Annotated in this window: 26 protein-coding genes; 23 read left to right on the forward strand and 3 right to left on the reverse strand. The window is 63.4% G+C overall.

The features are described from left to right. Positions 1-148 precede the first annotated feature (148 nt). Entirely contained in the window at positions 149-1,297 is a 1,149-nt protein-coding gene (locus tag CG51_RS16935; protein WP_198947736.1) for a succinylglutamate desuccinylase/aspartoacylase family protein, read from the reverse strand. A gap of 81 nt (positions 1,298-1,378) precedes the next feature. Here CG51_RS16935 and mnmH point away from each other — a divergent pair, with 81 nt between their 5' ends. Then, complete coding sequence (gene mnmH, locus CG51_RS16940) at positions 1,379-2,428, forward strand: tRNA 2-selenouridine(34) synthase MnmH (protein WP_035747019.1); 1,050 nt, start codon at positions 1,379-1,381, stop codon at positions 2,426-2,428. 3 nt (positions 2,429-2,431) lie between these two features. On the opposite strand, the gene CG51_RS16945 is transcribed toward mnmH, so the two are convergent. Further along, on the reverse strand, positions 2,432-3,373 hold the full coding sequence (locus tag CG51_RS16945) for a LysR family transcriptional regulator (RefSeq protein WP_035747021.1): 942 nt from the start codon (positions 3,371-3,373) through the stop codon (positions 2,432-2,434). A gap of 280 nt (positions 3,374-3,653) precedes the next feature. On the opposite strand from CG51_RS16945, the gene CG51_RS16950 reads away from it, so the two are divergent. From CG51_RS16950 to CG51_RS17055, 22 genes are all read left to right on the forward strand, one after another. Continuing rightward, on the forward strand, positions 3,654-4,376 hold the full coding sequence (locus CG51_RS16950) for a serine hydrolase (protein ID WP_035747023.1): 723 nt from the start codon (positions 3,654-3,656) through the stop codon (positions 4,374-4,376). Between the two features lie 28 nt (positions 4,377-4,404). After that, positions 4,405-5,994, forward strand: a complete 1,590-nt coding sequence (locus tag CG51_RS16955) for an ABC transporter substrate-binding protein (RefSeq protein ID WP_051930797.1) — start codon at positions 4,405-4,407, stop codon at positions 5,992-5,994. 55 nt (positions 5,995-6,049) lie between these two features. Continuing rightward, on the forward strand, positions 6,050-6,982 hold the full coding sequence (locus CG51_RS16960) for an ABC transporter permease (protein ID WP_035747024.1): 933 nt from the start codon (positions 6,050-6,052) through the stop codon (positions 6,980-6,982). Between the two features lie 9 nt (positions 6,983-6,991). Next, positions 6,992-7,813, forward strand: a complete 822-nt coding sequence (locus CG51_RS16965; RefSeq protein WP_035747025.1) for an ABC transporter permease — start codon at positions 6,992-6,994, stop codon at positions 7,811-7,813. Beyond that, positions 7,810-8,787: an ABC transporter ATP-binding protein gene (locus tag CG51_RS16970; RefSeq protein ID WP_035747027.1), complete on the forward strand. Its 978-nt coding sequence runs from the start codon at positions 7,810-7,812 to the stop codon at positions 8,785-8,787. Before CG51_RS16965 ends, CG51_RS16970 begins: the two co-directional genes overlap by 4 nt. Next, positions 8,780-9,781, forward strand: a complete 1,002-nt coding sequence (locus CG51_RS16975) for an ABC transporter ATP-binding protein (RefSeq protein ID WP_035747029.1) — start codon at positions 8,780-8,782, stop codon at positions 9,779-9,781. The genes CG51_RS16970 and CG51_RS16975 overlap by 8 nt, the downstream gene beginning before the upstream one ends. A gap of 1 nt (position 9,782) precedes the next feature. Continuing rightward, positions 9,783-11,309, forward strand: a complete 1,527-nt coding sequence (locus CG51_RS19295; RefSeq protein ID WP_051930798.1) for a L,D-transpeptidase family protein — start codon at positions 9,783-9,785, stop codon at positions 11,307-11,309. A 154-nt stretch (positions 11,310-11,463) separates the two neighbouring features. Continuing rightward, positions 11,464-13,266, forward strand: a complete 1,803-nt coding sequence (locus CG51_RS16985) for a methanol/ethanol family PQQ-dependent dehydrogenase (RefSeq protein WP_035747031.1) — start codon at positions 11,464-11,466, stop codon at positions 13,264-13,266. A gap of 151 nt (positions 13,267-13,417) precedes the next feature. Further along, positions 13,418-13,939, forward strand: coding sequence for a c-type cytochrome, methanol metabolism-related (locus CG51_RS16990; RefSeq protein WP_035747032.1), 522 nt, complete (start codon positions 13,418-13,420; stop codon positions 13,937-13,939). Beyond that, on the forward strand, positions 13,939-14,763 hold the full coding sequence (locus CG51_RS16995) for a substrate-binding domain-containing protein (protein ID WP_035747033.1): 825 nt from the start codon (positions 13,939-13,941) through the stop codon (positions 14,761-14,763). The genes CG51_RS16990 and CG51_RS16995 overlap by 1 nt, the downstream gene beginning before the upstream one ends. A gap of 160 nt (positions 14,764-14,923) precedes the next feature. Continuing rightward, the gene (locus tag CG51_RS17000) at positions 14,924-16,096 is read left to right on the forward strand and encodes an ABC transporter substrate-binding protein (protein WP_035747055.1); all 1,173 of its coding nucleotides are present in this window, start codon (positions 14,924-14,926) and stop codon (positions 16,094-16,096) included. A gap of 10 nt (positions 16,097-16,106) precedes the next feature. Next, positions 16,107-17,075 carry a YVTN family beta-propeller repeat protein gene (locus CG51_RS17005; RefSeq protein WP_416171700.1) on the forward strand — a complete coding sequence of 323 codons (969 nt, stop codon included), beginning with the start codon at positions 16,107-16,109 and terminating at the stop codon, positions 17,073-17,075. Between the two features lie 14 nt (positions 17,076-17,089). Then, positions 17,090-17,530, forward strand: coding sequence for a cupredoxin domain-containing protein (locus CG51_RS17010; protein WP_035747035.1), 441 nt, complete (start codon positions 17,090-17,092; stop codon positions 17,528-17,530). Positions 17,531-17,555: 25 nt separating this feature from the next. After that, a complete protein-coding gene (locus CG51_RS17015) occupies positions 17,556-17,804 on the forward strand; it encodes a hypothetical protein (RefSeq protein WP_035747037.1) in 249 nt (82 codons plus the stop codon). A gap of 4 nt (positions 17,805-17,808) precedes the next feature. Then, positions 17,809-18,561, forward strand: a complete 753-nt coding sequence (locus tag CG51_RS17020) for an ATP-binding cassette domain-containing protein (RefSeq protein ID WP_233141383.1) — start codon at positions 17,809-17,811, stop codon at positions 18,559-18,561. Between the two features lie 61 nt (positions 18,562-18,622). Next, the gene (locus CG51_RS17025) at positions 18,623-19,447 is read left to right on the forward strand and encodes an ABC transporter permease (protein ID WP_051930805.1); all 825 of its coding nucleotides are present in this window, start codon (positions 18,623-18,625) and stop codon (positions 19,445-19,447) included. Then, positions 19,444-20,040, forward strand: coding sequence for a hypothetical protein (locus CG51_RS17030; RefSeq protein ID WP_035747042.1), 597 nt, complete (start codon positions 19,444-19,446; stop codon positions 20,038-20,040). The genes CG51_RS17025 and CG51_RS17030 overlap by 4 nt, the downstream gene beginning before the upstream one ends. Next, a complete protein-coding gene (locus CG51_RS17035) occupies positions 20,037-21,557 on the forward strand; it encodes a sensor histidine kinase (protein ID WP_051930800.1) in 1,521 nt (506 codons plus the stop codon). Before CG51_RS17030 ends, CG51_RS17035 begins: the two co-directional genes overlap by 4 nt. Beyond that, positions 21,554-22,237 (forward strand): response regulator transcription factor, encoded by a 684-nt coding sequence (locus CG51_RS17040; RefSeq protein WP_035747043.1) that lies wholly within the window; start codon positions 21,554-21,556, stop codon positions 22,235-22,237. Before CG51_RS17035 ends, CG51_RS17040 begins: the two co-directional genes overlap by 4 nt. Next, complete coding sequence (locus CG51_RS17045) at positions 22,234-22,872, forward strand: hypothetical protein (RefSeq protein ID WP_143412890.1); 639 nt, start codon at positions 22,234-22,236, stop codon at positions 22,870-22,872. Before CG51_RS17040 ends, CG51_RS17045 begins: the two co-directional genes overlap by 4 nt. A gap of 3 nt (positions 22,873-22,875) precedes the next feature. Further along, a complete protein-coding gene (locus CG51_RS17050; RefSeq protein WP_035747046.1) occupies positions 22,876-23,217 on the forward strand; it encodes a hypothetical protein in 342 nt (113 codons plus the stop codon). A 100-nt stretch (positions 23,218-23,317) separates the two neighbouring features. Next, positions 23,318-24,274: an NAD(P)-dependent oxidoreductase gene (locus CG51_RS17055; protein WP_035747048.1), complete on the forward strand. Its 957-nt coding sequence runs from the start codon at positions 23,318-23,320 to the stop codon at positions 24,272-24,274. A gap of 4 nt (positions 24,275-24,278) precedes the next feature. On the opposite strand, the gene CG51_RS17060 is transcribed toward CG51_RS17055, so the two are convergent. Beyond that, the coding region (locus CG51_RS17060; protein ID WP_035747062.1) for an SdiA-regulated domain-containing protein at positions 24,279-25,022 on the reverse strand (744 nt) is incomplete at its 5' end.

The raw sequence follows: 25,022 nt of genomic DNA on the forward strand, positions 1-25,022 counted from the left end.
AGGAATTCAGTGAAAAATCGAGGTGCCCTTAAGATGTATTTTTTTGTTCTGGTTGCTCGGTAAAAGAGCTTGACCGTTACTTCAGAATAAAAAAGACCCCTCGTAGAAAGCAGGATCTTTTACAGATCAGTCCAGTCGCGTGTGTATGTCAGGCTGGCAAGAGCGTAGTGCCTATACGGGACGCGAGGGGTTCGGCGCCGGCGATCTTGCCGATGATCCGACCTTCCCAAGTGAAACGCTGCTCCAGTCTGGCGAAGAGCACGCCGTCGGTCACCGCCGCAACGGGTGTCGTCGTGCCCAGCGGGTCAACAATCTCCGCCACGACTTGCCCCGCCTCCACCCGTTCTCCAAGGTCCGCCCGGTAGAGGATCAGCCCTGCGACGGGCGCGGTGAGCTGCTGCATCCCATCCAGCGGCGTGGCATCACAGAGCGGCTCGGGCAGCGGCCCTGTCTCACCCTGCACCACGCCTCGCCGCACCAGAAAAGATAGAAGCGCGGCGGCGTCCTTTTTGGCGAGTGCCTCGTCCACCTGATTGTTGGAGCGCAGTTCCACGGTGGCGGAAAGACAGGCCGGGGGCACGGGCTGCCCGGGAAAGCGGCGCGCCAGCGACCACCACGGGCCAGAGCAGGCCTCGTCGAACGGATTTCCACCGGACACCTCCTCCAGCAGCACGGCCCGCGCACCGACCTCCTGCGCAAGATCGGCAGCGTCCGGCCAAAGCGGCGTCCCGATATAGAGATGCACTTCCGCTTCGCTGTCGGCATGCAGGTCGAGCACATAATCCGCATCATGCGCCAGCGTCATCAGGGCCTGACGCAGCGCTGCGATCTCCGTTTCCCGCGGCATCGCGGCAACCAGCTCTCCCATCGCCTGCCGGATGATCGCGACATTGGCGGCCGCATCCCCTCCCAGCAGCCCCGCCACTCGTCCCGCCACGTCCTCCGCCAGATCCGGCCAGCCGCGGTTGAAGTTCTCGCCACCCACCGTTTCATAACGCCCGCGCAGCAGACCATGTACCGCCTGCGACAGTCCTACCGGGTTGCAGACCGGAACCACGACGATCTCGCCCGTGATCCGTCCTTGGTTGCCAGCCTCGGCAAGCAGGGGGACAAGCTCGTGCAACGCCAGCATTCCGGGGAACTCATCCGCATGCAACCCTGCCTGAAGATAGGCCTTGGGCCGTGCGCCCGGCGTGCCGAACCGCAGCACGGTGATTTCCCGCGCGGGGCCGGAAAGGGGTGGCGGCAGGGTGATCGTTTCCCGAAGCGGGTTTTTGGCTTGCATGGGACGCGTCATCGGTCTTTCTCCTGCCTGGGGCGGTCCGCTTTGTGTGCACGCTCCGTCTTGCCGCGTCCAGCCCCGGAGGACTACGCTTTCATGACTTTCCGCCTCACAGCGGTCACCGATCTGGCGGAGATGCGCTTTGACACGATCATCGATGTGCGCTCCCCTTCGGAATACGCCGAAGACCATCTGCCCGGTGCCATCAACCTGCCTGCCCTTGATGATGCGGAGCGTGCCCGTGTCGGCACGCTCTACAAGCAGGTCTCGCCCTTCGCGGCCCGAAAGCTTGGTGCCGCGCTTGTGGCGCGGAACGCGGCGCGTCATCTGGAGACGGCGCTTGCCGAGATGCCGGGAGGCTGGCGGCCGCTGATCTATTGCTGGCGGGGCGGGCAGCGGTCGGGTTCAATCTCTCTCATCCTTTCCGAAGTCGGCTGGCGCGTCGCGCGGTTGGAGGGCGGCTACAAGGCATGGCGTCGGGAGGTTATCACCTGCCTGCATGACCGGCCCTTTCCGGCCCCGGTCATCCTGCTCGACGGCAACACGGGTTCGGCCAAGACGGAAGTGCTCCGCCTCCTGCCCGAACGCGGGGTGCAGGTGCTCGATCTGGAGGGAATGGCCAATCACCGTGGCTCGCTTTTCGGAGGGCAGGGACCGCAGCCCTCACAGCGCGCCTTCGAGGGGCGGCTGGCCGTTACCCTCGCATCGCTCGACCCCGCAAGGCCAGTGGTGGTAGAGGCCGAGAGTTCGCGTATCGGAAATTGCCTGCTGCCTCCGACGCTCTGGCGCGCGATGAAGGCTGCGCCACGTATCGCCATTGTCGCGTCTGCGGCGGCGCGTGCCGACTATCTCATCCGTGCCTATGGTGACCTGCTGGCGGATCCGGGCAGGCTCGCGGCCATTGTTGAAAGCCTCCGCCCTCTCCATCCGGCGGCAAGGGTGGAAGAGTGGCAGGCGCTCATCCTGCGGGGCGCATGGCGCGAACTGGCGGCTGAATTGATGCTCCATCACTACGATCCGCGCTACAACCGTCATCGTGCGCGGACGGCTGGAGGCGTGCAGGATGTACGGGTCGATTGCCTACGCCCGGAAGCAATTCCGGGCCTGGCAGATCGGATCGCCGCTCTGGCCGCCGCTCCGCTCTAGGGCTTATGCAGATGCGGCATGGACGGCCGCCGCGATCCGGACATGGGTCTCGGCGCAGATTGTACGCAGAATCGTGACCAGCGCATCCACAGCATCGGACCCAGGCCGGTCCTCCGGTCGGACGGCCGACACGCTGAACTTTTGCGCCGGGCTGAAAGGCCGGATAACCGCGCCGCGTTCCGCGAGCGCGAGACCGGTCAGCGGGTTCAGGATCGCCACCCCGAGGCCCCGCAACACAAGTTCGGAGACCGCGGCAGCCGATTGGGCTGTCACGCGGATGCGCCGCGAGACCCCGGCCGCATCGAACATCCGGTCCAATCCTGCACGATAGGGATCGTGCACGGGAAACGAGATATAGTCGATCCCGATGAAATCCTGCGGTGTGCAGATCGTACGCTCCGACAGGGGATGACCCGGAGCCATGACCACCACCATGTCGAACACACCGAGCGGCACGACCTCCACCTTCCGCTGCACATGAAAGCTCTCGGTCAGCCCGAGGTCGAAGTTGAAGCCGGTCAGCACGGAGTCGTTCCGTGGATCCTGAGTCGCGATGTCCACGGTCATGCCGGGCTGCCGTTCCAGAAGGCGGAGGATCGCGTCGGGGAGCAGGGTCTGCGCAAGGGCGGGTAGGGCTGCGATGGTCATCGTGCCGGTATCCGAGGCCCTCAAACGTTCAACGGTGGCATTGATCCTCGCCAAACCAGCATAGGCCTCATCCACCTCCTCCCAAAGCCGCAGGGCCCGGAGGGTGGGAAACAGGCGCTGCCGCTTTCGCTCAAATAATGCGAATCCGATATGTTTTTCCAACCGATGAAGTTCTCGCGTAATCGTGGGTTGCGATGAGCCAAGTGCATGCGCCGCCGCGGTAACGGTATGAAAGCGCATCATCGCGCGAAAGACCTCGATCTCGCGAAGGGTGAGGGGCGTATCAGGCTGGATCATGGCGGTTCTCCTGCAGCTCTTCGGGTTCATATCACCGGTGCATAAACTTGCCTCGCATTTTCTGTATCGAAAATCGAAGGGATCGCTATCCCTTGCCTGACCACAGCAAGGCCCGTTCATGGAACAGTTCAATCCAGCCACGTCTCCTGCCCACGCTGCGCTTCATGAGGTGTTGTGCGCTCGGGCGGGCATTGAACCCGCGGATGTAAGCTTCGCTATCCGCCTTTACGACCGTCCATTGCGCGCGGGGGCAGCCGGACGGTTCGCGGACGGAGAGGTAATGAGTCATCTTCCCCGTCAGGCGCGCTATCCGGCCTCCGTGATGAAACTTTTCGTCCTGAATATGCTCGCGACGCTCCGCGCCAAAGGAGAGATCGAATACGATGCTGAGGACGACCGAGCCGCACGCGCGATGATTGCCATCTCCTCCAACGAAGCGACGGTCTACCTCATCGGGCGGATGACGGGAGCCGAGGATGGCGGGCCGCTCCATGGCGCCGAACTGGAAGAATGGTTCGCGCGAAGACAGTTCATGCGAAACTTTTATGAACGCATTGAATTACCTGAATTCAAAGGAATAAATATTATTCATGGGACATACGAGGACAGCCCGTATGGCCGCGCGTTTCAGGTTCGCACCCCGCAGAACGCGAATCGTCTGACCGCGCTCGCTGCGGCGACGCTCATGCACGACGTGATGCGGGGCGCTTTACCCGGAGCAGAATGGATGCAGGACCTATTGTCCCGCGATTTCCAGCGACGGGGTGGCCCGCATGAGGGGGATCAGGCGACGACCTACCTCGCGGGTGGCCTCCCGGATGAAATGCGCTGCTGGTCGAAGGCGGGAAACACCTCCACCGCGCGCCATGACCTGCTGTACGGCGAGGGACCTGATGGGCGCTCCCTTCTCATCGCGATCATGACGGAAGGATCGCGGGCCGCCGGGGATGAAACGCTGCTGACGGAGTTCGCACGGGTGTTCCATCGCAGAGTCTTTTGCTGAAGCAACGATAACAACAGGGAGAACAACCATGTACAATCGCTGGAAGATCGCGCTTGGCGCAGGCGCGCTGGCACTCGCTACTACCTCCAGCTTTGCGCTGGCGCAGGTGGCAGGCGGGACATTGAGCCTCGTGGCGCCTTATGGCTCGGCGCTGAAGTCTCTCGATCCGCACGCGACTTATGCCTCGCAGGACATGGCTGTGTCCAAGGCATTCCACCGTGCGCTCTATACATGGGATTCCGCTGCGAATGCCCCGGCGCTCGATCTTGCGTCCAAGGTAGCGGTGTCAGAGGACGGGCTCACCTATACCTATACACTCTTCGACGACATCTATTTCCACAACGGGCGACAGATGACGGCGGAAGATATCATCTGGTCCTATGAGCGCATCCTCAACCCCGAGAAGGCATTTCCGGGATCGGTCAAGCTGGAACCCATCGCCGGCGCCCGGGAATATGCGCGGGGTGAGGCAGCGCATGTGGCCGGGTTGAAGAAGATCGACGACCTTACCTTCTCCATCACCTTTGCAGAGCATGTAGAGCCGGGAAACCTGCTGTTCGAAGCGATCACCGCGATCCTGCCCAAAGAGGTTGCCGACACACCGGAGTTCCTGTCCCATCCTGTGGGGCTGGGTCCTTTCGTGTTTGATAAACATGTAGAAGGATCAGCTATTTCTGGTACGAAATTCGATAAATACTTCAAGGAGGGAAAGCCCTATGCGGATCGGGTGAGCTATGTCATCACCTCCGATTATTCCGCGATGGACATGGCTTTCCGGGCGGGCGAAATCGACGTGACGGTGTTGTCGGAGAATGTCTACACGCAGTACAAGGCGGACCCGGAGCTTTCCAAGGGTCTGATCGAGGTTTCCGAGGTCTTCACCCGCCACATGGGCATGAACACGGAGAAAAAGCCCTTTGACGATGCTCGCGTCCGGCAGGCGATCAACTATGCGGTGGACCGCGATCTCATCATCAAGAAGCTGCTGAAGGAAAAGGCGTTCAAAGCCAACGGCTGGCTGCCCGCGACCTCCGCCGCGTTTGACGAGACGCGCGCGCCCTATCCTTACGACCCGGCCAAGGCCAAGGCGCTCATGGCGGAAGCCGGGTATGCGGATGGCGTCGAGATCGAGGTGATGGTGGTGGACAGCACCCAGTCGCTGGGCGTTCTGCAGGCGATGATGCCCTATCTTCGGGAGATCGGCATTACCGCCAAACCGCGTGTGGTGGAACAGAACGTTCTGGTCGATGCGATGACCGACGGGACGGCCCTGGCCTGGTTCCGCTCCACGGGAACAGGGCCGGACGATATCGCGGCGCTGCGCTATTTCGACAGCCGTGTCTCCCGCGCCGCGGGTAATCGCTCCGCCTACAAGAACCCCGCATTCGACAAGGTACTGGACGCCGCCGCCGCCGAGGTCGATCAGGACAAGCGCGTGGCGCTCATCCGCGAGGCCGAAGGGATCGTGTTCAACGACGCGCCGGTGTGGTTTCATAACTACAACAAGGCGGTGCTTGCCACGCAGCCCTGGATACACGGGGTCGATGCGAATGTGACCGAGGCCGCGATCCTCGAGGTGGACAGCATCTGGGTCGACGAGAACAAGCCCAACCGCTGACCGCGGGGGCGACCCGTAAGGGTCGCCGGCATCCCAGCCAGAGCAAGGATATGCCATGCTACCGGTGATCGGCAGGCGACTGCTGCAATCCCTCGTGACCATCTGCGCGGTGGTGACGCTCGTCTTCCTGCTGTTCAGCGTGATACCAGGGTCGTTCACCTCGGCACTTCTGGGCGACAAGACGGATGTGGATCCACGCGTGCTGGAGCGTATCGAAACGCAGCTCGGGCTGAACCAGCCGGTGCATGAGCGTTTCGTGGGCTACGTGGCAGGGCTGGTCCGGGGGGATCTCGGCACTTCTTTTGCTACACAGCGGCCCGTGACCGACGTGCTTGCGGGCCGGATCGGTGCGTCGCTTTCGCTCGCCGTGGCGGCGATCCTGTTTGCCGTGGCGGTCGGCCTGCCGCTCGGCTTCATCGCGGCTGTCCGGCAGGGCACATGGGTGGATACGCTGGCGATGACATTCGCGGTTTCCGGCCTGTCTGTCCCCGCCTTCTGGTTCGGGCTGCTGGCGATGTATTTCTTCTCGGTCCAGCTCGGTCTGCTGCCGACTTTCGGTTACGGCAACGGGGCGTTCAGAAACCTCATCCTGCCTGCCGTGACGCTGGGGATCGCCCCGATGGCCCTGCTGGCCCGCACCACCCGTGCCGCTGTTCTGGAGACGATGAATGCCGATTTCATCCGCACCGCGCGGTCCAAGGGCAACCCGGAGAGGCGCGTGATCACACGCCACATGGCGCGGAATGCCTTCGTGCTGGTGCTCACCACCATCGGGCTGCAGTTCGGCTCCATGCTGGGCGGCTCGGTGGTTATCGAGAACCTGTTCGCCTGGCCGGGTATCGGGTCGCTTCTCACCCAGTCGGTCGCGGTGCGCGACATTCCTACGGTACAGGGCTGTATCCTGCTCATCGTCGGCTTCTTCCTCGTCATCAACACGCTGGTCGATATCGCCTATCTGATGATCGATCCGCGCATCCGCTATCGCTGAGGGGCCGGGATGAAGCTGTCACCCAATCTGCTGATCGGCCTGACGATCTTCTTCATCGTGCTGATCCTCGCGGTTTTCGCGCCGATCATCGCGCCATTCGATCCGGTGGCGGACAGCAACCTCATGTTCTCCGAGGAGCCTCCCTCCGCCCGGTTCTGGTTCGGGACCGACGAGCAGGGGCGGGACATCTTTTCCCGCATCGTCTATGGCGCGCGCATTTCGCTGACCATCGGGTTGGCGGTCCAGCTCATGAACACGGTGATCGGGGTCTGTCTCGGCCTTTCCGCGGGCTATCTCGGCGGTTGGTGGGACGAGGTGGTCCAGGGATTGACCAACCTCATGCTCTCCATCCCGACGGTGGTTTTCGCGCTCGCCCTAATGACCATCCTCGGGCCGGGGATCCTGTCGCTGCTGATCGCGCTCGGCCTGACGGACTGGGCTTATTCCTGCCGCATCTCCCGCGCACAGGTTCTCAGCCACAAGGGGCAGAACTATGTGCAGGCGGCACGTACGATGGGCTTCGGGCGCGGACACATCATGTTCCGGGAGATCCTGCCGAATATCGCCGGGCCGCTCGTCGTCGTGGCGACCATGGGCATCGGCTCCGCAATCATGGCAGAGGCGGCGCTCTCCTTCCTCGGTCTCGGCGTGGTCCCGCCCGATCCGTCGTGGGGGTCCATGCTGTCGCGCGCACGGGAGCAGTTGATGACAACGCCCTGGGTCGCGATCTTTCCGGGTCTGGCGCTGTTCGTCACGGTTCTGGGGTTCAACCTGCTGGGGGATGGTCTGCGCGACCTGCTCGATCCGCATGGCAAGGCGCGCCGGGCATGAGTGGGCCGATCCTCGACGTGAGCGACCTTCAGCTCGCCCTCCGTGCGGACGGGACGGAGTATTGGGCGGTCAATGGCGTGAGCTTCTCCATCGACCGGGGCGAAGTCTTCGGGTTGGTGGGGGAGTCCGGTTGCGGCAAGTCCATCTGCGCGCTGACCATAGCGGGCCTCCTCCGACCGCCGTTGCATATCACGGGCGGCCGCGTGTCCTTCGACGGAGCCGATATCGCGCGGCTGTCAAACCGCAACCTGCGTCAGCTTCGCGGCAATCGCATTGCGATGATCTTTCAGGAGCCGATGACCGCCCTGAACCCGCTGATGACCATCGGCGACCAGATCGGCGAGATGTTCGTGCTGCATGAGGGACTGAGCGCGCGTGCGGCCCGCCGCCGGGCGGTGGAGGCGCTGGAGCAGGTGCAGGTGCCCAGCCCGGAGCGGCGCGTGCGCGACTATCCGCACCAGCTGTCCGGCGGGATGCGGCAGCGGGTGATGATCGCCATCGCTCTCGCCTGCAACCCCGATCTGCTGATCGCGGATGAGCCGACGACCGCGCTCGATGTGACGATCCAGGCTGAGATCGTGCAGCTCATCCTCGACCTCTGCCGGGAGCGGGGGACGGCGGTGCTGATGATCTCCCACGACCTTGGCCTCGTCGCGCGGATCTGTGACCGGGTCGCCGTCATGTATGCGGGCGATCTCATCGAACAGCGCCCCGCGCGGGAGGTGTTTCTGGACCCGCGCCATCCCTATACCCGCGGCCTGATCGCCTCGCTCCCCCGCATGGGGCGGCGGCTGGCGGAGGGGCAGCGTCCGCTGGCGGAGATACCGGGCATCGTGCCGCCGCTTTCCGCGCGGGTGGCGGCCTGCGGTTTTGCTCCTCGCTGCCCGCTCGCGACCGACCTCTGCCGGACGACGCCGCCTCCGGTGGAGCGGCTTGCGGAAGGCGGCCTCATCAGGTGCTACCATCATGACTGATCCTGCAACGCCCGACAGCGAGGAGGTCCTGCGCGTCTCGGGTCTCAAGGTGCATTATCCGGTCCGTGAAGGCTTCTCCCGTCGCCAGTTGAAGGCGGTGAACGGCCTTGATCTCACGCTCCGCGCGGGGGAGTGCCTTGGTTTGGTGGGGGAGTCTGGTTGCGGCAAATCCACCCTCGCCGGAGCGATCATGGGGTTAACCCGGATCACCGAAGGTTCCGTCACCGTTGCGGGGCAGGATGTCGGTCAGGCGGTCCGCACCGAACCGCTGGCGCAGGCGCGGCGCGTGCAGATGGTGTTCCAGGATCCCTTCGCCTCGCTCAATCCGCGCAAGACCATCCGTCAGGCGCTGGCTGAGCCGTTGCGGCTTCACGGGCTTCGGGACGCGGCGGAAATCGAGCATCGCGTCATCGCGATGCTGGACCGGGTCGGCATCAAGCCGGACGGGGCAGCGCGGCGCCCACATGAATTCTCCGGCGGCCAGCGGCAACGTATCTGCATCGCCCGGGCCCTGATCGTGGAGCCGCGGCTGCTCGTGTGCGACGAGCCCGTCTCCGCGCTCGACGTCTCCATCAGGGCGCAGATCATCAACCTGCTGCTGGAGTTGAAGAACGAAACCGGTGTGGCTTTGCTGTTCATCTCGCACGATCTGGGGGTGGTGGAACACATGTCCGACCGGATCGCCGTCATGTATCTGGGCCGGATCGTAGAGGAGGGGCGCTGGTCGGACATCTTCACCCGTCCGGCGCATCCTTACACACAGGCGCTGATCGCCTCCATTCCCGATCCGTTGTCGCCCGCGTTTCTGGAAAACCGCATGACGGGAGAGGCGCCCTCAGCCCTTGCTCCGCCGCCGGGATGCGCCTTCCATCCCCGCTGTCCAAAGGCGTTCGGGCCGTGCCGAACGGGAGACATTCCCGCTTTCACCACAATTTCCGCAGCAGGCAGCGACATGCACCGCGCGCGCTGTCACCTGCTTCGCCAAGGATCATGAGATGAGCCAGAATCACTACGGAACCCTCATGCAGAACGTCGTCACCGTTCGCGTCGGTCACGATCCGGCCCGCCCGCACATGGGAACTCTTTCCATCGGAGAATGGAGCGTGCCTTGCGCCACGGGGCGGGGTGGGCTTCGCTGGCCGGCCGAAAAGCGCGAGGGCGACGGCGCGACGCCGATCGGACGCTTCCCCCTTCGCTACGGCATGTATGACCCGGAGGTTTTCGGGCCTGATATGCGGGGCCTCGCCTTTCCCTTTATCGAAAAGCCGGACAGCTACTACTGGGAGGAGGATCCGGCCTCCCCGTTCTACAACCGGCTGGTGTTTGAGACCGATAACACCCGCCCCAAGCGCCGGGGCCAGCGGTTGTTCGACCTCATCGTGCCCATCGGCTTCAACGATGCGGAGGTCCGGGTGGGCGGCGGCTCCGCCATCTTCTTTCACGCCGCACGGGAGGATTTCAGCGCCACCGCGGGCTGTGTCGTCATCGCGCATGACCAGCTTGCAGAGTTCGCCCGTCGCCTTCTGCCCGGCATGCATATCGACATCGCACCCGTCGATACCGCACCGCCTCACGACAGCGACGACGCCCGCGCGCTGGAGACTGTGACATTCCACGGGCTGGAACGGGGGCCGCGTGTGATCGTGACCGGGGCCGTTCACGGCAACGAGCCCTCCGGCCCTATGGCCATCCGCCGGTTGATAGAGGAGTTCCGCTCCGGCAGGCGCAGGCTGCTTCGCGGTCGGCTGACCTTCCTGCCCGTGACCAATCCTCTTGCCTTCGCCAGAAACACCCGGAGCGGTGATCGGAACCTGAACCGCCTTCTGGCCGAGAGCGCCATTCCGCAGGATAATGAGGACAGGGTGGCAAACGCGCTCTGCCCGCTGCTGCGTGACAACGATGTGCTGATCGACCTGCACAGCTTCGGTTCCGAGGGGGAGCCGTTCGCCTGCTTCGGCCCGCCCAACAACGATGGCCCGCTGGAACCCTTTCGGCGCGCCGCGGAGGAGGAGGCTCTGGCCGCCGCGCTCGGGTTGCCGCTGCTCGTGCACGGCTGGCTCCCGGCACATCAGAAGGCAATCGCGATGAAGGAGCGGGAGGGTGTCGCGGGCCTTTCGCCCCTCACCGGCGTTGGCACGACGGAATACATGCGTGCGGTCGGCGGGTATGGCGTTACCGTTGAATGCGGGCAGCACCTGCAGGCCGACGGGCCGGCCATTGCCTATGACGTGACGGTCAACGGACTCGTTCATCTGGGGCTTATTACCGGCCCCGCTGGGACCAGAACTCGTCCGCGCGTGATCGAGATCGCAGACGCCATCCTCGCTGAATCGCCGGGCGACCGCCTCTCTCGCCGCTTCGCCGCGGGCGAGGTGATCCGCGAAGGTGACGTGCTGGGCGCGCGCGCCGACGGTCGCGCCATTGTTGCGCCTTACGACGGCGCGGTGATCTTCGCCTCGGTCACTGCGCCCGCCAACAGCGAGTTGTGCTTTCTATGTCGCGGGAGCGACCGTATCTCATAAGCCTTCATACTTAGGGGGGAGACTGGGAAAATGATATTTTACTGGCCGCGTCAGGAGTTTTATAATAATTTCATAAGATGATAGCCTGATCGGAGGATGCCCATGCGGGCAGGGCAGGCGGTCAACGGAATCGCACTCAAGGGAGGAGGTCGCGATGACTATGAAAATGGCGGGTTTGGCTTTGCTGCTCGCGTCCGTGGGGATGCCGGCGCTTGCCAACGATTCCCTCATGCAGATCACCAAGGATCCGAAGCAATGGGGAACGCAGCTCGGGAATTATGCCGGGATCCGGTATTCCGAGCTTGACCAGATCAACGCGAAGAACGTCAAGGATATGCGCGTCTCCTGGATGTTCTCCACTGGCGTGCTGAGGGGCCACGAAGGCTCCCCCCTTGTGATCGGCGATGTGATGTATGTTCACACGCCCTTCCCGAACATTGTCTATGCGCTCGATCTGAAGAACGAGGGCAAGATCCTCTGGCGCTATCACCCGGAACAGAACCCGGACGTGATCGGCGTGATGTGTTGCGATACGGTGTATCGCGGGCTCGCCTATGCGGACGGGATGATCTTCCTCAATCAGGCCGATACGACGCTTGTCGCTCTGGACGCCAAGACCGGAGAGGTGAAATGGAGCGTCAAGAACGGCGACCCTTCCAAGGGTGAAACCTCCACGGCCACCGTGCTTGTGGTCAAGGACAAGGTGATGACCGGCATTTCGGGCGGCGAGTTCGGCGTGCGCGGCTCCATGACTGCCTACAATATCAAGGACGGCTCTCTCGCCTGGCGGGCTTATTCCACCGGCCCGGATGCAGAAATGCTCGTGGACCCGGAACACACGATGGTGCTCGGCAAACCCATCGGGAAGGACAGCTCGCTCCAGTCTTGGGAGGGCGATCAGTGGAAGATCGGCGGCGGTACAACCTGGGGCTGGACCACCTATGATCCCGATCTGAACCTCATCTACTACGGCACCGGTAACCCTTCCACCTGGAACCCGTCGCAGCGGCCGGGTGACAACAAATGGTCGATGACCATCATGGCGCGTGACCCTGACACGGGCATGGCGAAATGGTTCTACCAGAAGACCCCGCATGACGAGTGGGACTATGACGGTGTGAACGAGAACCTGCTGGTTGACAAGGAGATCGACGGCAAGATGCGCAAGCTGCTGGTCACCTTTGACCGGAACGGCTTTGCCTATACGCTGGATCGGGCCTCTGGCGAACTCCTCGTGGCCGAAAAATATGATCCCGCCGTCAACTGGGCCACGAAAGTGGACATGGACAAGAGTTCCGCAACCTATGGGCGCCCTCTCGTCGCCGCGGAATATTCGACCTCCCAGAACGGCGAGGATGTGAACACGACCGGCATCTGCCCGGCCGCGCTCGGGACAAAGGACCAGCAGCCTTCCGCCTACTCGCCCAAGACCGGCCTTTTCTATGTGCCGACCAACCACGTCTGTATGGATTACGAGCCCTTCAGGGTGAGCTATTCCGCGGGTCAGCCCTACGTGGGCGCGACGCTGTCGATGTATCCCGCTCCGAACAGCCATGGCGGCATGGGTAACTTCGTCGCCTGGGACGCGGTGCAGGGCAAGATTGTCTGGTCGCTGCCGGAGCAGTTCTCGGTTTGGTCCGGCGCGCTCGCCACAGCCGGGGACATCGTGTTCTATGGCACGCTCGAGGGCTATCTGAAGGCCGTGGACGCCAAGACGGGTGAGGAGCTTTACAAGTTCAAGACGCCGTCCGGCATCATCGGCAACGTCTTCACCTATGAAAGTGCGGGCAAGCAGTATGTCGGCGTGCTTTCCGGTGTCGGGGGTTGGGCGGGGATCGGTCTTGCAGCCGGGCTGACCAATTCGAACGAAGGCCTGGGCGCGGTAGGCGGCTATGCTGCGCTGCACGACTACACAGTGCTCGGTGGCCAGCTTACCGTGTTCGAGGTTCCGAACTAAAATCTGACAAATGTCAGTCAACGCCGCCGGACATCTTTCGGCGGCGTTGACATGACCGTTTCGCGGCGAAACTCGATGCCGAAACTAAAGTCTGATTCCGATGGGGAAGGCACTGCGGTAGCCTCGACCCAGCTCTTTGGGAGGAGAGATTATGCTGTCAGCAATGCGCCCCCTTGCGCTCGCCACTACCCTTGTTTCGTCCGTCATCAGCCTGCCTCTTGTCGCTCAGGCCGCCCCGGACACCGCTGTCGCTGAGTTTGACGGCACACGTTACAGAAACGCTGAAGGCAACCCTACCTTCAAGGTTGAGGATGGCGTCGTCGATTGGCCGACCTTTTCAGGCTATCGCCGGTATCACGCGGAATGTCACGTCTGCCACGGCCCGGATGGCGAGGGTTCGACCTATGCACCCGCACTCAAGAATTCAGCGCTGAAGATGGACTATTACGACTTCGTCGGCACCATCGCCAGCGGTCGGCAGAAGGTAGGAAACGCGGAAAACCAGGTCATGCCTGCTTTCGCGACGAACCCGAACGTCATGTGCTATGCTGATGATATCTATACATACCTGCTCGCCCGCGGCACCGATGCGATTCCACGGGGGCGTCCCGCCAAGCGCGAGGACAAGAGCGAAGGATACGCGGCCGCCGAAAAAGCCTGCATGGAGCAGTAATGACCCGCTCCATTATAATCGGCCTGCTCTGCGCGGCGTTCTGCGGCGCCGGAGCGGCTGGCGCCCAGGTTGCCGATCTGGTGGACCGGGACAGCTTCCGGGTCTGTGCAGACCCGGCCAACAAGCCGCTCTCGGCGGAGGATGGCTCCGGCTTCGAGAACCGTATAGCGGCGCTGCTCGCCGAGCGCCTTGGAGTTCCCCTACACTACACGTGGTTTCCGCAGGTCACCGGATTCGTGCGGAACACGCTGGGAGCGGGCAAGTGTGATGTGGTGATTGGCTTTGCGCAGGGTGATGATCTCGTGCTCAACACCAATCACTACTACACCTCGACACATATTCTTGTGACCCGTGCGGACAGCGAACTCGCCGCTGTGGACAGTCTCTTCGATCCCCGTTTGAAAGGGCATCGGATCGGAGTGGTCGTAGGCGCCCCCGCAACCACACAAATCGCTCGCGCAGGCCTGATGAAGGATGCGGAGCCCTATGCGCTCATGGTGGACAGGCGGGTTGAGAATCCCGCAGGACAAATGCTGGAGGACGTCAAGAGCGGCAAGACAGATGCCGCTGTCCTTTGGGGTCCGATCGGTGGCCCGCTTGCGAAGGGTGATCCTGCGCTCAAGGTTACCCCTCTGCTGAAAGATGAAGGACCGCCCCGACTGTTCTACCGGATCACCATGGGTGTTCGTGCCGGAGAGGATAACTGGAAGCGGGAGCTCAACAGCCTCATCCGCCGCAGTCAGTCCGATGTCGACGCGATCCTCAGGGACGCTGGCGTGCCGATTCTGGACGACTACGGCAAGCGCTTGAAGCCGGAGGGCTGAGGGACGGAACCATCATACAAAAGTATGAAAACCCCGCTAAGGCATTATTATAATTTACTTATCATGAAAAATTGCTTTGCGGAGTCCGCACTTTGCTGTCCGATGGGTTCGGGGAGGACTTGGGATGATACCTGAGCGTTGGACAGATGCCGCGCCGCCTGTGCGCGCGCTGGCACTATGTCTGGGCACCAGCCTGCTCTGCGCGACACCCGCTGTCGCACAAAGCGAATATCGTGCGGCAGTGCTCCGGGTCGATGCGCCGAAACCGTTGCCGATCTCTCGCCTTGACCTGCCACCGCCGGACTTGGGCTTGGCGGGAGCGACACTGGCCACGTCCGATAACATGACGACCGGCAGCTTTATGAAGCAGACCTTTACCACGGAGGCTGTCGTTGCCACGCCGGAGACGGCGGAAGCAGAGATGAAGCGCCTGATCGCTGAGGGTAACCGGTTCATCGTCACCATGGCGGATGAGGACATGACGCTCAAGCTGGCCGATGCGGCCGGAGAGGACGTCCTGGTCATCAACGCCTCGGCTACGGGTGACAGGCTCCGAGGCGCGGATTGCCGGGCGAACCTGCTCCACACCGCGCCTTCAGACGCGATGCTGACGGATGCGTTGGCGCAGTTCCTTGCGTGGAAGCGCTGGACGCGGTGGTTCCTGATCGAAGGCAGCCACCCGGAGGACAAGGCGCTTGCTGAATCCTACAAGCGCGCAGCGAAGAAGTTCGGCGCACGCATCGTCGAGGAGCGCGTCTATGAGGATCGCGGCGGTGCGCGGCGGACGGATTCCGGCCAAGTGCCCGGTCAGCAGGAAATGCCTGCTTTCACCCAGCGTGCCGCGGAACATGACGTGGTGGTCGTCGCCGATCATAGCGGCTACTTCGCGGACTATCTACCCTACCACACCTGGGAACCGCGTCCGGTGACCGGCTCCGCCGGCCTTGAACCCGAAAGCTGGTCGCCCGCGCATGAGGCCTGGGCCGGGATGCAGTTCCAGAGCCGGTTCGAGAAAATCTCCAACCGCCCGGCACGCCCGGAGGATTATCAGGTCTGGATGGCGCTCAGAACGCTCGGAGAGGCCGCGACCCGCACCAAATCCGAAGATTTCGTTACGCTGCGCGACTACATCGCCAGCGGGAAGATGGAGCTTGCGGCCTTCAAGGGTCAGAAGCTCACCTTCCGCGACTGGGACGGACAGTTGCGCCAGCCCATCCTGCTGGTTGCGGGACCGGTGGTCGCCACTGTCTCACCGCAGGCGGAGTTCCTGCATCAGGTCAGTCAGCTCGACACGCTTGGGATCGACCGGCCAGAGACGCAATGCAAACGCTGAGGGGGGAATGATGACACGATTGGCCTTGCTGCTCTGCACAGCCGCGCTCGCCGGAGGGCCGGCCTTCGCGGACAAGATTTTCGTCTCCAACGAAAAGGGCAATTCGATCAGCGTGCTCGATTCCGAAAGTCTGGAGGTCATCCATACCATAACGGGCATGCAACGGCCGCGCGGCATCACCGCCAGTCCCGATGGCAAGACGATTTATGTCTGCGCTTCCGACGATGACTTGGTGCGCGTCTATGATGCCACGACCTATGAGGAACTTCCCTCGCTGCCTTCCGGGCCGGATCCGGAACTATTCGTGCTGCATCCCTCAGGCAACCCGCTCTACATCGCCAACGAAGATGACAACATCGTCACCGTGGTCGATGTCCATACGCGGCAGGTGCTGGCGGAGGTTCCGGTCGGCGTCGAGCCCGAGGGTATGGGCGTATCGCCGGATGGCAAGACGGTGGTCAACACCTCCGAAACCACCAACATGGCGCACTTCATCAACACCGAGACGTTCGAGATTTACGAGAACGTGCTGGTGGACAGCCGTCCGCGTTTCGCACAATTCAATTCGGATGGCTCGATGCTCTACGTCACCGCGGAGATCGGCGGCACGGTGAGCGTCATCGACCCTGCAAAGTCGGAGGTTGTCCATACGATCACCTTCGCCGTTCCGGGCGTACTGCCGGAAGCGCTGCAACCTGTCGGCCTGCGCCTTACACCGGACGACAAGACTATCTTCGTCGCTCTCGGCCCGGCCAACCGTGTCGCCGTGGTGAACGGCGACACGTGGGAAGTGGAGGACTATCTGCTGGTTGGTCAACGGGTCTGGCAGCTTGGATTCTCGCCCGACCACAAATGGCTCTACAGCACGAACGGTAATTCCAACGACATCTCCGTCATCGATGTCGCCAACCGCAAGGTGGTGAAATCGGTGCAGGTGGGCGAACAGCCGTGGGGCGTCGTGGCAGTCAAATCTGAGTAGTAAGGGAGGATGCAATGAAACACTGGATCGCCGGTGCGGCGCTCATCGCCGCGGCGCTCGGGGCGCCTGTCGCAGCGCAGCAGTTCGACTATGGTTTCGCCGGTCTGATGGGGAAGGCCAACCGGTCGCAGCTTCCCGACCTGACGCTGGCCGCAGGCAAACCGGTGGCCGAAGGACCGATCGAACTGAAATCGGGCGGCTACTACAAGATGAAGATCAACGCCGACGGGTCGCAGGAATTGGCTTTGTCTGGGGGAGATTTCTTCCGAGCGATCTGGATCAACGAGATCGTCATCAACGGTATCGAAATCCGGCCGATGGGCGTTCATTCCATCGAGTTCGACAAGGCGGGCACTGCAGAGGTGTCGTTCATAGCGGTGCTTCCGGGCAAGTACGAACTTCATATTCCGGGCTCGTCCGGAGAGTCGCAAAAGGCCGTATTTACCATTCGCTGAGTTTTTTTGAGGGAGGAGTACGAGAATGAAACCTATCCTGATTGCAGTCGGCATCCTGATGATGGCGGGGCCCGCGCTGGCCGATGACAAGCCGACGCCGGAACAGCTCACCCGCATCGACGAGGTGCTGAAGTCGATGAACTGCGAGGTGGATCATGACAACGTCGAGGTGGAGAAGGGGGTCTTCGATCTCGATGACGTCATGTGCGCGGACGGTCAGTATGACATGAAGCTCGACGCTTCCTACAATGTGACGAACCGCCGGAAGGAGTGAGGCTGTGGGCGGCAGGGTGCAAAGTGTCGCGACCGGCCTGCCGCCCGCACTTTCCGTTCGGGGGGTAAGCCATCGCTTTGGCCACGTGGTTGCCTTGGAGGATGTGAGCTTCACCGTCCCGCGCGGGAGCTTCACGGCGCTTCTGGGCGTGAACGGTGCGGGTAAAACAACACTTTTCTCGATTATAACAAGGCTTTACGATTCAAGCTCCGGCGTGATCGAGGTGGCCGGTCATGATGCGCGCCGGGATGCGGGAGAGGCGCTGGCGCGGCTGGGCGTGGTATTCCAGAGCCGCGCGCTAGACCTTGATCTGACGCTGCGGCAGAACCTCAGGTATCACGCGGCGCTGCATGGCATGGGCGGTAAGGCCGCGGCGGCGCGGATCGCCGATGTCCTGCGCCTTGTCGCTCTGCAGGACAGGGAGGGGCAGCGGGCGGGCACACTCTCCGGTGGCCAGCAGCGACGGGCGGAAATTGCGCGCGCGCTGCTGCATGGACCCGAACTTCTGCTTCTGGATGAGGCGACGGCGGGGTTGGATGTCCGCTCCCGCGCAGAGGTTCTCGCGCTGGTGAGGCGGCTGATCCGCGAGGAGGGGGTTTCGACCCTGTGGGCCACCCATGTATTCGAGGAGATCGCGCCGGAGGATCACGTGGTCATTCTCCACAAGGGGCGCGTGCTTGCGGATGGCCTTGCGGAGAATATCGGCGAGGGTGGACTGACACGGGCGTTCCTTGCCCTCACGGGAGAGGCGGCGTGAACGGCAACCAAGGATCATCGGCATGACCACGGTCGAGGAGCGTCACGCTCCATCCCGCCGGATGCGGAGACCGCGGCTTTTCCGCCACGGTTCGGGTGTCGCATTCCGTGGTATCGCCCGGCGGGAGTTCCTGCGCTTCTTCCATCAGCGTGAGCGGTTCTTTGCTGCGCTGGTGCGTCCGCTGGTCTGGCTGTTCATCTTTGCGGCGGGCTTCCGGTCGGTGCTCGGGCTCTCCATCACGCCGCCCTACCAGACGTATGTTCTTTATGAGGAATACGTCACGCCGGGTCTTTGCGGCATGATCCTTCTGTTCGCCGGGATGCAGTCGTCGCTTTCCATGGTGTATGACCGGGAGACCGGGGCGATGCGGACGCTGCTGGTCAGCCCCTATCCGCGGTGGTTCCTGCTCGGGTCGAAGCTTTTCGCCTCCGTTTTGGTGGCAACGCTTCAGGTCTATACCTTTCTGCTCATCGCCTGGTTCTGGGGGATCGAACCGCCGGTGTGGGGTTATGTTGCGGTGTTTCCGGCGCTGATCCTTGCAGGCCTGATGCTTGGGTCGCTGGGACTGCTCATCTCATCCACCATCCGGCAGTTGGAGAATTTCGCGGGTGTGATGAACTTCGTGATCTTTCCCATGTTCTTTGCTTCGACCGCCCTCTACCCGCTCTGGCGGATGCGGGATGCGAGTGTTCTGCTGCACGACATATGCGCGCTAAACCCATTCAGCCATGCGGTCGAACTGATCCGGTTTGCGCTCTACGGCCGGTTCGACCCGCAGTCTTTCTGGGTGGTGCTGGGCTGCTTCGCGGCGTTCTTCGGCGCGACCGTTTTCATGTATGATCCGGCCAAAGGTCTTTGGCGTGGCCGGGGAAAGGGGGGAGCATGATCCGCTGGATCGCCACCGTCATCTGTCTTGCGGGCACGCCCGCGCTGGCCGCGGGACCGGTGGACCCGGATTGGCCTTGCATCCAGCGCCGGGTGCCGCATCTGTCGCTTGGTCAGGTCTGGTCCGGGCCGGTGCCGGATGCCGCGGCGACGGAACGGTCACAGAGCGCGGAGATCCGGGATCTCGCCCGGGTGATTTCTTTGCGCCGGACCGATCTGAAGGAGGCAGGCGAGGCGATAGACAGCTTTGCCCCGGGCCGCTCGGCGACGGATTTGACGGCTCTCATGGTGGCCACGTTTCGGGATATCGACACCACGCGGGACCGTGTGATGAGCGGTATTACCCGCTATGCCCACAAGCAGGAGGATCTGGATCGCGACATCAACGCCCGGCGCAACGAGTTCGATACGGCAAATGCCGCGGAACCCAAGGATTTCGACCGGCTCGATGCGCTGGAGACGCAGATCGACTGGGCGACGCGCGTATTTCGTGATCGGCAGCAATCCCTGACCTATGTCTGTGAGACACCTGTCATCCTCGAACAGCGGGCCTTCGCGCTCGGCCGACTGATCGCGGCCCATCTGCCGGAGTGAAGCGCCTGCCGCGCCGTTACCAACTCAACCTGTCTTCGCGGTTGGCGCTTGCTGCTGCAACGCTGGCTTTGCTCACTGTCGCGGCGGCGGGCGTCGCGCTCTATGGTCTGGACCGGACGGCGCGGCTCGCGGCGGAGGCCATGGGGGCACAGCGGCGGCTGGAGGCCTATGCGACCTATTCCGGCCGGGTGAACGAGTGGACGCTGTCGTTGATGTCCGGAGCTCCGGCCGGAGACGCGGGGGTCATCGCCGCGCTGGATGCGCTCGACCGGCTGACCGAGGAAGATATCGCGGCGGCACAATCGGAGGCGGAAGCCGCCAAGCGCACTCAAGGGCATGTGCCGGCGCGGCTCCGCGCGCAATTCGGGCAATTGTCACGGAGCATGACGCAATCTGCCAACGGCGCGGCGAGCATGACCGCGGCGCAACTCTACGCTGCATCCGCCCCTGCGATCATAGGTCAGCAGATCGCGCGGGAGGCGGAGCGTCGCGATGAGGCCCTCTCCCAGATGGAGGCTGCACGGCGGGGGATGCGGCGCGCTGCTCTCTCCATCGGCATCTCCGCTCCCCTGGTGCTCGGGGTGCTCTATCTCGCCATTCTCCGGCCGCTGTTCAGCCGACTGCAGAGCGCCAGCCGCGCAGCGGAGCGGCTGGTCGCCGGTGGCGCGATCGGAAGGAAGGGCTACGACCATGACGAGCTGGGCCTGCTGTTTGCGCGGCTTAGGCAGATGGCCGCGCGGCTTGACCGGCGGAGAGAGGCTCTCCTGCGTGACCGGGAGCGGCTGGGCCAGCTGGTTGAGGAACGGACGGCCGAGCTTTCCCACGCCAATGAGCGGCTTGAGGCGGCTGACCGGCAGCGGCGGCGTTTCTTCACCGACGTGAGCCACGAGTTGCGCACACCGCTCACGGTCATTCTGGGAGAGGCAGAGTTGGGCGCGCGGCGGGGCGATGAGGAGACCCGGGCCGCCTTTGCCACGATAGAAGCGCGGGCGTTGCGTCTTTTCCGCCGGATCGAGGATCTTCTTCGGATCGCGCGTTCCGAGAGCGGTCAGCTAGAGCTGCGGCAGGAGCAGGTGGATCTGTCACACGTGGTGGCGATGGCGGTCGCCGATCTTCAGCCTCTGGCGCAACGGGGAGGGTTGGCGATCATCACCGATGTCCCGTCTCTTGTCGTTACCGCCGACCCCGATTGGCTGCGGCAGGTCATCTCCGGCATCGTGGAAAACGCCGTAAAATATGCCGGACGCGGGGCGACGCTGACGATCCGCGGGGCAGAGGCGGGACCAATGGCGGCCCTCACACTGACCGACGACGGGCCAGGTGTGCCACCACAGATGCGGGCGCGCCTCTTTGACCGTTTCACCCGTGCAGGCGAAGCGCCCGGCTTTGGTGTGGGGCTTGCACTTGCAGCCTGGGTGGCAGAGGCTCAGGGCGGCGGGCTCGAACTCCTGCCGAATACGGAGCCCGGGGGGACGCGTCTTTGCTTGACCCTTCCGCTCTGGAAGGAGGAGACATGACGACGCGCATCCTGATCGTCGAGGACGATGCCGATATCGCTTCGCTGCTTGCGCGCGGGCTGGGCACGGCGGGGCATGCCACCGACTGGGCGGAAACCCCGGAGGCGGCGATGGACAGACTCGCCGAGGCGGCCTATGACGCGGCGATCATCGACATGATGCTCGGCCATGACAGTGGTGCCGCGCTGCTGAGCGACATGCGGGCGCGCGGTCACCGGCTGCCAGCTATCATGCTCTCGGCGCTTTCGCGGGTGGAAGAGCGGGCGGAGGGGCTTTCCGCCGGCGCGCAGGATTACGTCGTGAAGCCATTCCAGATGAGCGAGTTGCTTGCGCGACTGGAGGTGCAGCTCGTCCGGGCCGCGCCGCGGGTGGAGCCGATGCGCCTCGCCGGGCTGTCCTATGATGTTGCCACGCGAACCGTAAACGGGGCCTCCCGCTCCGTGCTGCTGACGGAGCGGGAGGGCGAATTGCTCGCCTATCTGCTGGCCCGCCCCGGCGAGGTGTTGAAACGGGCTGAGATTTTCGACGCGCTCTGGGCGCCCCTGGGGGGGTCTACGGAGAATGTCGTGGATGTCTATCTGGGATATCTGAGACGAAAGCTGGGGAATTTCACCGAATACGGGCTTGCGCTGCGGACGATGCGGGGGCGGGGGTTCGTGCTGACGCTGGAGGATGAATGAGACCGTGCCTCGTGCAAATGACCGGCCGTATCGTTATTGGTGCCGTCGGCGCAGCCGTCCTTTCGTTGCCCTTGCAGGCTGGTGCGCTGACGGATGCCATTATGGCGCCGGGCGGCTTCGCAGGCGCGCAGAGTGGTGTGTTGCTCAACTACAGCCACAGCCGGACCCTGCCGCCGAGCGCGGCAAAGAAAAACCTGATCGATACGCATGTCTGGCTGCAGTCCGATCCGGGCGAGCATGGCCCGGTCCTGTCGCTGTTCGAGGAGGATGACGGAAAGACCCGGCCCATTGCGGCCTTTCCGGCGCAGGGCGCGAACCCGGTGCTGCTGTATTATCTGGAAGGCGTGGTACATGCGATGGCGGAGGCCACGGGAGGCAGCCCGTTCTATATCCGCAACCGCGTTCGGGACGCTCTGGTCGCAGCTCCTGCGGGAGAGGTCGTGGATGATCGGGTCACTGCCGTCGTTACCCCCTTTGCCGGTGATCCTAACCGCGCGCATATGGGCAGCTTCGGAGATCTGACCCTGACCATCACCTATCAGAGCGATGCACCGACCCGGCTTCTCAGCCTTTCGGCGGATACACCGGATGGTCAGGGGGGTTATCATGACACGATGCATCTCATGGGGGAGTGACAGATGCGCCCGTCCTTTATTCTTGCACCGCTCGCGCTGGCATTGACGGCCGGCGTGGCGCCGGTCGTGAACGATTACCCGACCAATGCCCGCGCGGAGTATGTCTTCGCCTGCATGGCAACGAACGGTCAGACGCAGGTCTCGCTGGAGAAGTGCTCCTGCTCCATCGACGAAATCGCCCAGATCATCCCCTATGACCGCTATGTCGAAGCGGAAACCGTGTTGCGCATGCGTCAGACCACGGGCGAGCGAGCCGCGGTGTTTCGGGGCAATGCACCGACGACTTCCCTTGTTGCAGAGTTGCGACGCGCGCAGGCCGAGGCGGAGATGACCTGCTTCAACTGACCGTACGCCCTCTTGCCATTCGCCCCGCTATGCCAGAAAGGAGGGCGGTCGCGCGGGTCATCTGCGCCGGCCTTGCGAAATCCTGAGCGGGATACTGCCCATGAAATGCCTGATCCTTCAGCCGATCCACGCCGCTGGCCAACGCCTTCTTGTGGAGGCGGGCATCATGCCGGTTCTTGCGCCGGACACCCGGCTGGCGACGATCCTGCCGCTCATCGCGGATTGCGACGCCGTCATTACCCGTGATCATGGCTTGTCGGCAGCGGCCTTCGCGGGCGGACAGCAGCTTCGCGTGGTTGTCGTCCACGGCACCGGGCATGATGCGGTGGACAAGGCAGCGGCGGCGGCGCAGTCCGTTCTGGTCTGCAACACCCCTGGTGCGAATGCCCGATCCGTCTCGGAACTGGCGCTTGGCCTGCTGCTTGCAGCGGCGCGGCGCATCCCGGCGGCGGACCGCGCCGAGCGGGCGGGGGTGACGGGATTTCGGGAAGCCGCGTCGTTCAGCGAACTCTCCGGCAAGACTGCGCTGATCGTCGGCTGGGGGGCGATCGGCAGCGGGCTGGGGCAGATGCTGGCCACGGCATTCGGGATGCGGGTGATGGTCTATTCGCCGCGCGGGGATGTCCCGCCCCCGTTCGAACGGGTGGAGCGGCTGGAGGATGCGCTGCCGCTTGCGGATGCCATCTCGCTGCACACGCCCCTTCGCCCGGAGACGAGGCATCTGATGAACGCGGAGCGGCTGGCGCTTGTGAAGTCCGGCGCCATTCTTGTGAATACGGGGCGGGCAGGGCTGATAGATGAGGCGGCGCTGACGGCGGCGCTGGCCTCCGGGCACCTTGGCGCCGCGGCGCTTGACGTCTATGAGCATGGCGCGCCGACCGGACCACTGGCGGCATTTCCGAACGTCATCTTCACCCCGCATTTGGGGGCGACGACCGAGGAGGCGTTGCGGCGCGTCGCGGAGGGTGCCGCAGGCCATGTGATCGCAGCGCTTCGGGGCGAGCGTCCTGCCACCGCGCTGAACCCGGAGGTCTGGCTGGACTTGCCGGCACAGTGATCGCCTAATCTTCCCGGGCCGCGACCTTCGTCTGACGTGGGCTGCGGTCAAAGCGATAGAAGAGATTGGGTTCGGAGGTGAGGTAAATCTCCCCCTCCGGTCCCACGGCGACACCTTCCGCCTGCGGAACGGTCTCCGCTAGGCCATGCCAGCCCTTCCACAGCGGCATGACGGAGACCGGCGTTCCATCCCGCCGGTATTCGGAGAGCGTTCCGCTCATCTCGCTCAGCAGCAGGAGATTTCCTGTCCTTTCGTCCTGCGTGATCGATGAGAGATCGCCTGCCGCATGGCCAAAGCTGTGGCCGGGCTTCCACTCCCGGATATCGACAGCCAGCGCTTCCCCCGCGGCTGCCTGCTCAAGCCCGGTGATTTCCAGAACCCGGACGGGCAGCATTTCCTGTGTCACCAGCAGGCGCCGGTTCGCAGCATCCCAATGAAGCCCTTCGATCCCCATGTTTCCAAAAAGACCGAGGTTCAGCACGGTGCCTGCTGTGCCCGACAGGTCGAGTTGGGTGGCCCCAACGGGGAGATCGAACAACACGACCCGCTGCCGAGCTTCCTCCGCCAGCGCGAAGCGCGTGCCCTCGATATGGGCGATGCCCTCCGGGTCATCGATGCCTTTCAGAGGTATGCGGCGTAAAAGCGCGCCAGAGCGTGACAACTCCACGATCTCGGCCGGACGGTTTACCACACCAAAGAGCGTTCCTGTCTCAAAGTTGAATGCGGATTCCAATGAAGTCGGCCAGGG

Source organism: Haematobacter missouriensis (genome assembly GCF_000740775.1).
In the GTDB taxonomy this organism is placed as follows: Bacteria; Pseudomonadota; Alphaproteobacteria; order Rhodobacterales; family Rhodobacteraceae; genus Haematobacter; species Haematobacter missouriensis.

Coding starts and splice junctions, on each gene's coding strand:
- mnmH (WP_035747019.1), top strand. CDS start 1,379: ATGACTTTCCGCCTCACAGCGGTCACCGATCTGGCGGAGATGCGCTTT.
- CG51_RS16955 (WP_051930797.1), top strand. CDS start 4,405: ATGTACAATCGCTGGAAGATCGCGCTTGGCGCAGGCGCGCTGGCACTC.
- CG51_RS16970 (WP_035747027.1), top strand. CDS start 7,810: ATGAGTGGGCCGATCCTCGACGTGAGCGACCTTCAGCTCGCCCTCCGT.
- CG51_RS17030 (WP_035747042.1), top strand. CDS start 19,444: ATGATCCGCTGGATCGCCACCGTCATCTGTCTTGCGGGCACGCCCGCG.
- CG51_RS17045 (WP_143412890.1), top strand. CDS start 22,234: ATGAGACCGTGCCTCGTGCAAATGACCGGCCGTATCGTTATTGGTGCC.
- CG51_RS16960 (WP_035747024.1), top strand. CDS start 6,050: ATGCTACCGGTGATCGGCAGGCGACTGCTGCAATCCCTCGTGACCATC.
- CG51_RS17005 (WP_416171700.1), top strand. CDS start 16,107: ATGACACGATTGGCCTTGCTGCTCTGCACAGCCGCGCTCGCCGGAGGG.
- CG51_RS16935 (WP_198947736.1), bottom strand. CDS start 1,297: ATGACGCGTCCCATGCAAGCCAAAAACCCGCTTCGGGAAACGATCACC.
- CG51_RS16950 (WP_035747023.1), top strand. CDS start 3,654: ATGAGTCATCTTCCCCGTCAGGCGCGCTATCCGGCCTCCGTGATGAAA.
- CG51_RS17050 (WP_035747046.1), top strand. CDS start 22,876: ATGCGCCCGTCCTTTATTCTTGCACCGCTCGCGCTGGCATTGACGGCC.
- CG51_RS16945 (WP_035747021.1), bottom strand. CDS start 3,373: ATGATCCAGCCTGATACGCCCCTCACCCTTCGCGAGATCGAGGTCTTT.
- CG51_RS16975 (WP_035747029.1), top strand. CDS start 8,780: ATGACTGATCCTGCAACGCCCGACAGCGAGGAGGTCCTGCGCGTCTCG.
- CG51_RS16990 (WP_035747032.1), top strand. CDS start 13,418: ATGCTGTCAGCAATGCGCCCCCTTGCGCTCGCCACTACCCTTGTTTCG.
- CG51_RS16995 (WP_035747033.1), top strand. CDS start 13,939: ATGACCCGCTCCATTATAATCGGCCTGCTCTGCGCGGCGTTCTGCGGC.
- CG51_RS17010 (WP_035747035.1), top strand. CDS start 17,090: ATGAAACACTGGATCGCCGGTGCGGCGCTCATCGCCGCGGCGCTCGGG.
- CG51_RS16965 (WP_035747025.1), top strand. CDS start 6,992: ATGAAGCTGTCACCCAATCTGCTGATCGGCCTGACGATCTTCTTCATC.
- CG51_RS17040 (WP_035747043.1), top strand. CDS start 21,554: ATGACGACGCGCATCCTGATCGTCGAGGACGATGCCGATATCGCTTCG.
- CG51_RS17025 (WP_051930805.1), top strand. CDS start 18,623: ATGCGGAGACCGCGGCTTTTCCGCCACGGTTCGGGTGTCGCATTCCGT.
- CG51_RS19295 (WP_051930798.1), top strand. CDS start 9,783: ATGAGCCAGAATCACTACGGAACCCTCATGCAGAACGTCGTCACCGTT.
- CG51_RS17015 (WP_035747037.1), top strand. CDS start 17,556: ATGAAACCTATCCTGATTGCAGTCGGCATCCTGATGATGGCGGGGCCC.
- CG51_RS16985 (WP_035747031.1), top strand. CDS start 11,464: ATGACTATGAAAATGGCGGGTTTGGCTTTGCTGCTCGCGTCCGTGGGG.
- CG51_RS17055 (WP_035747048.1), top strand. CDS start 23,318: ATGAAATGCCTGATCCTTCAGCCGATCCACGCCGCTGGCCAACGCCTT.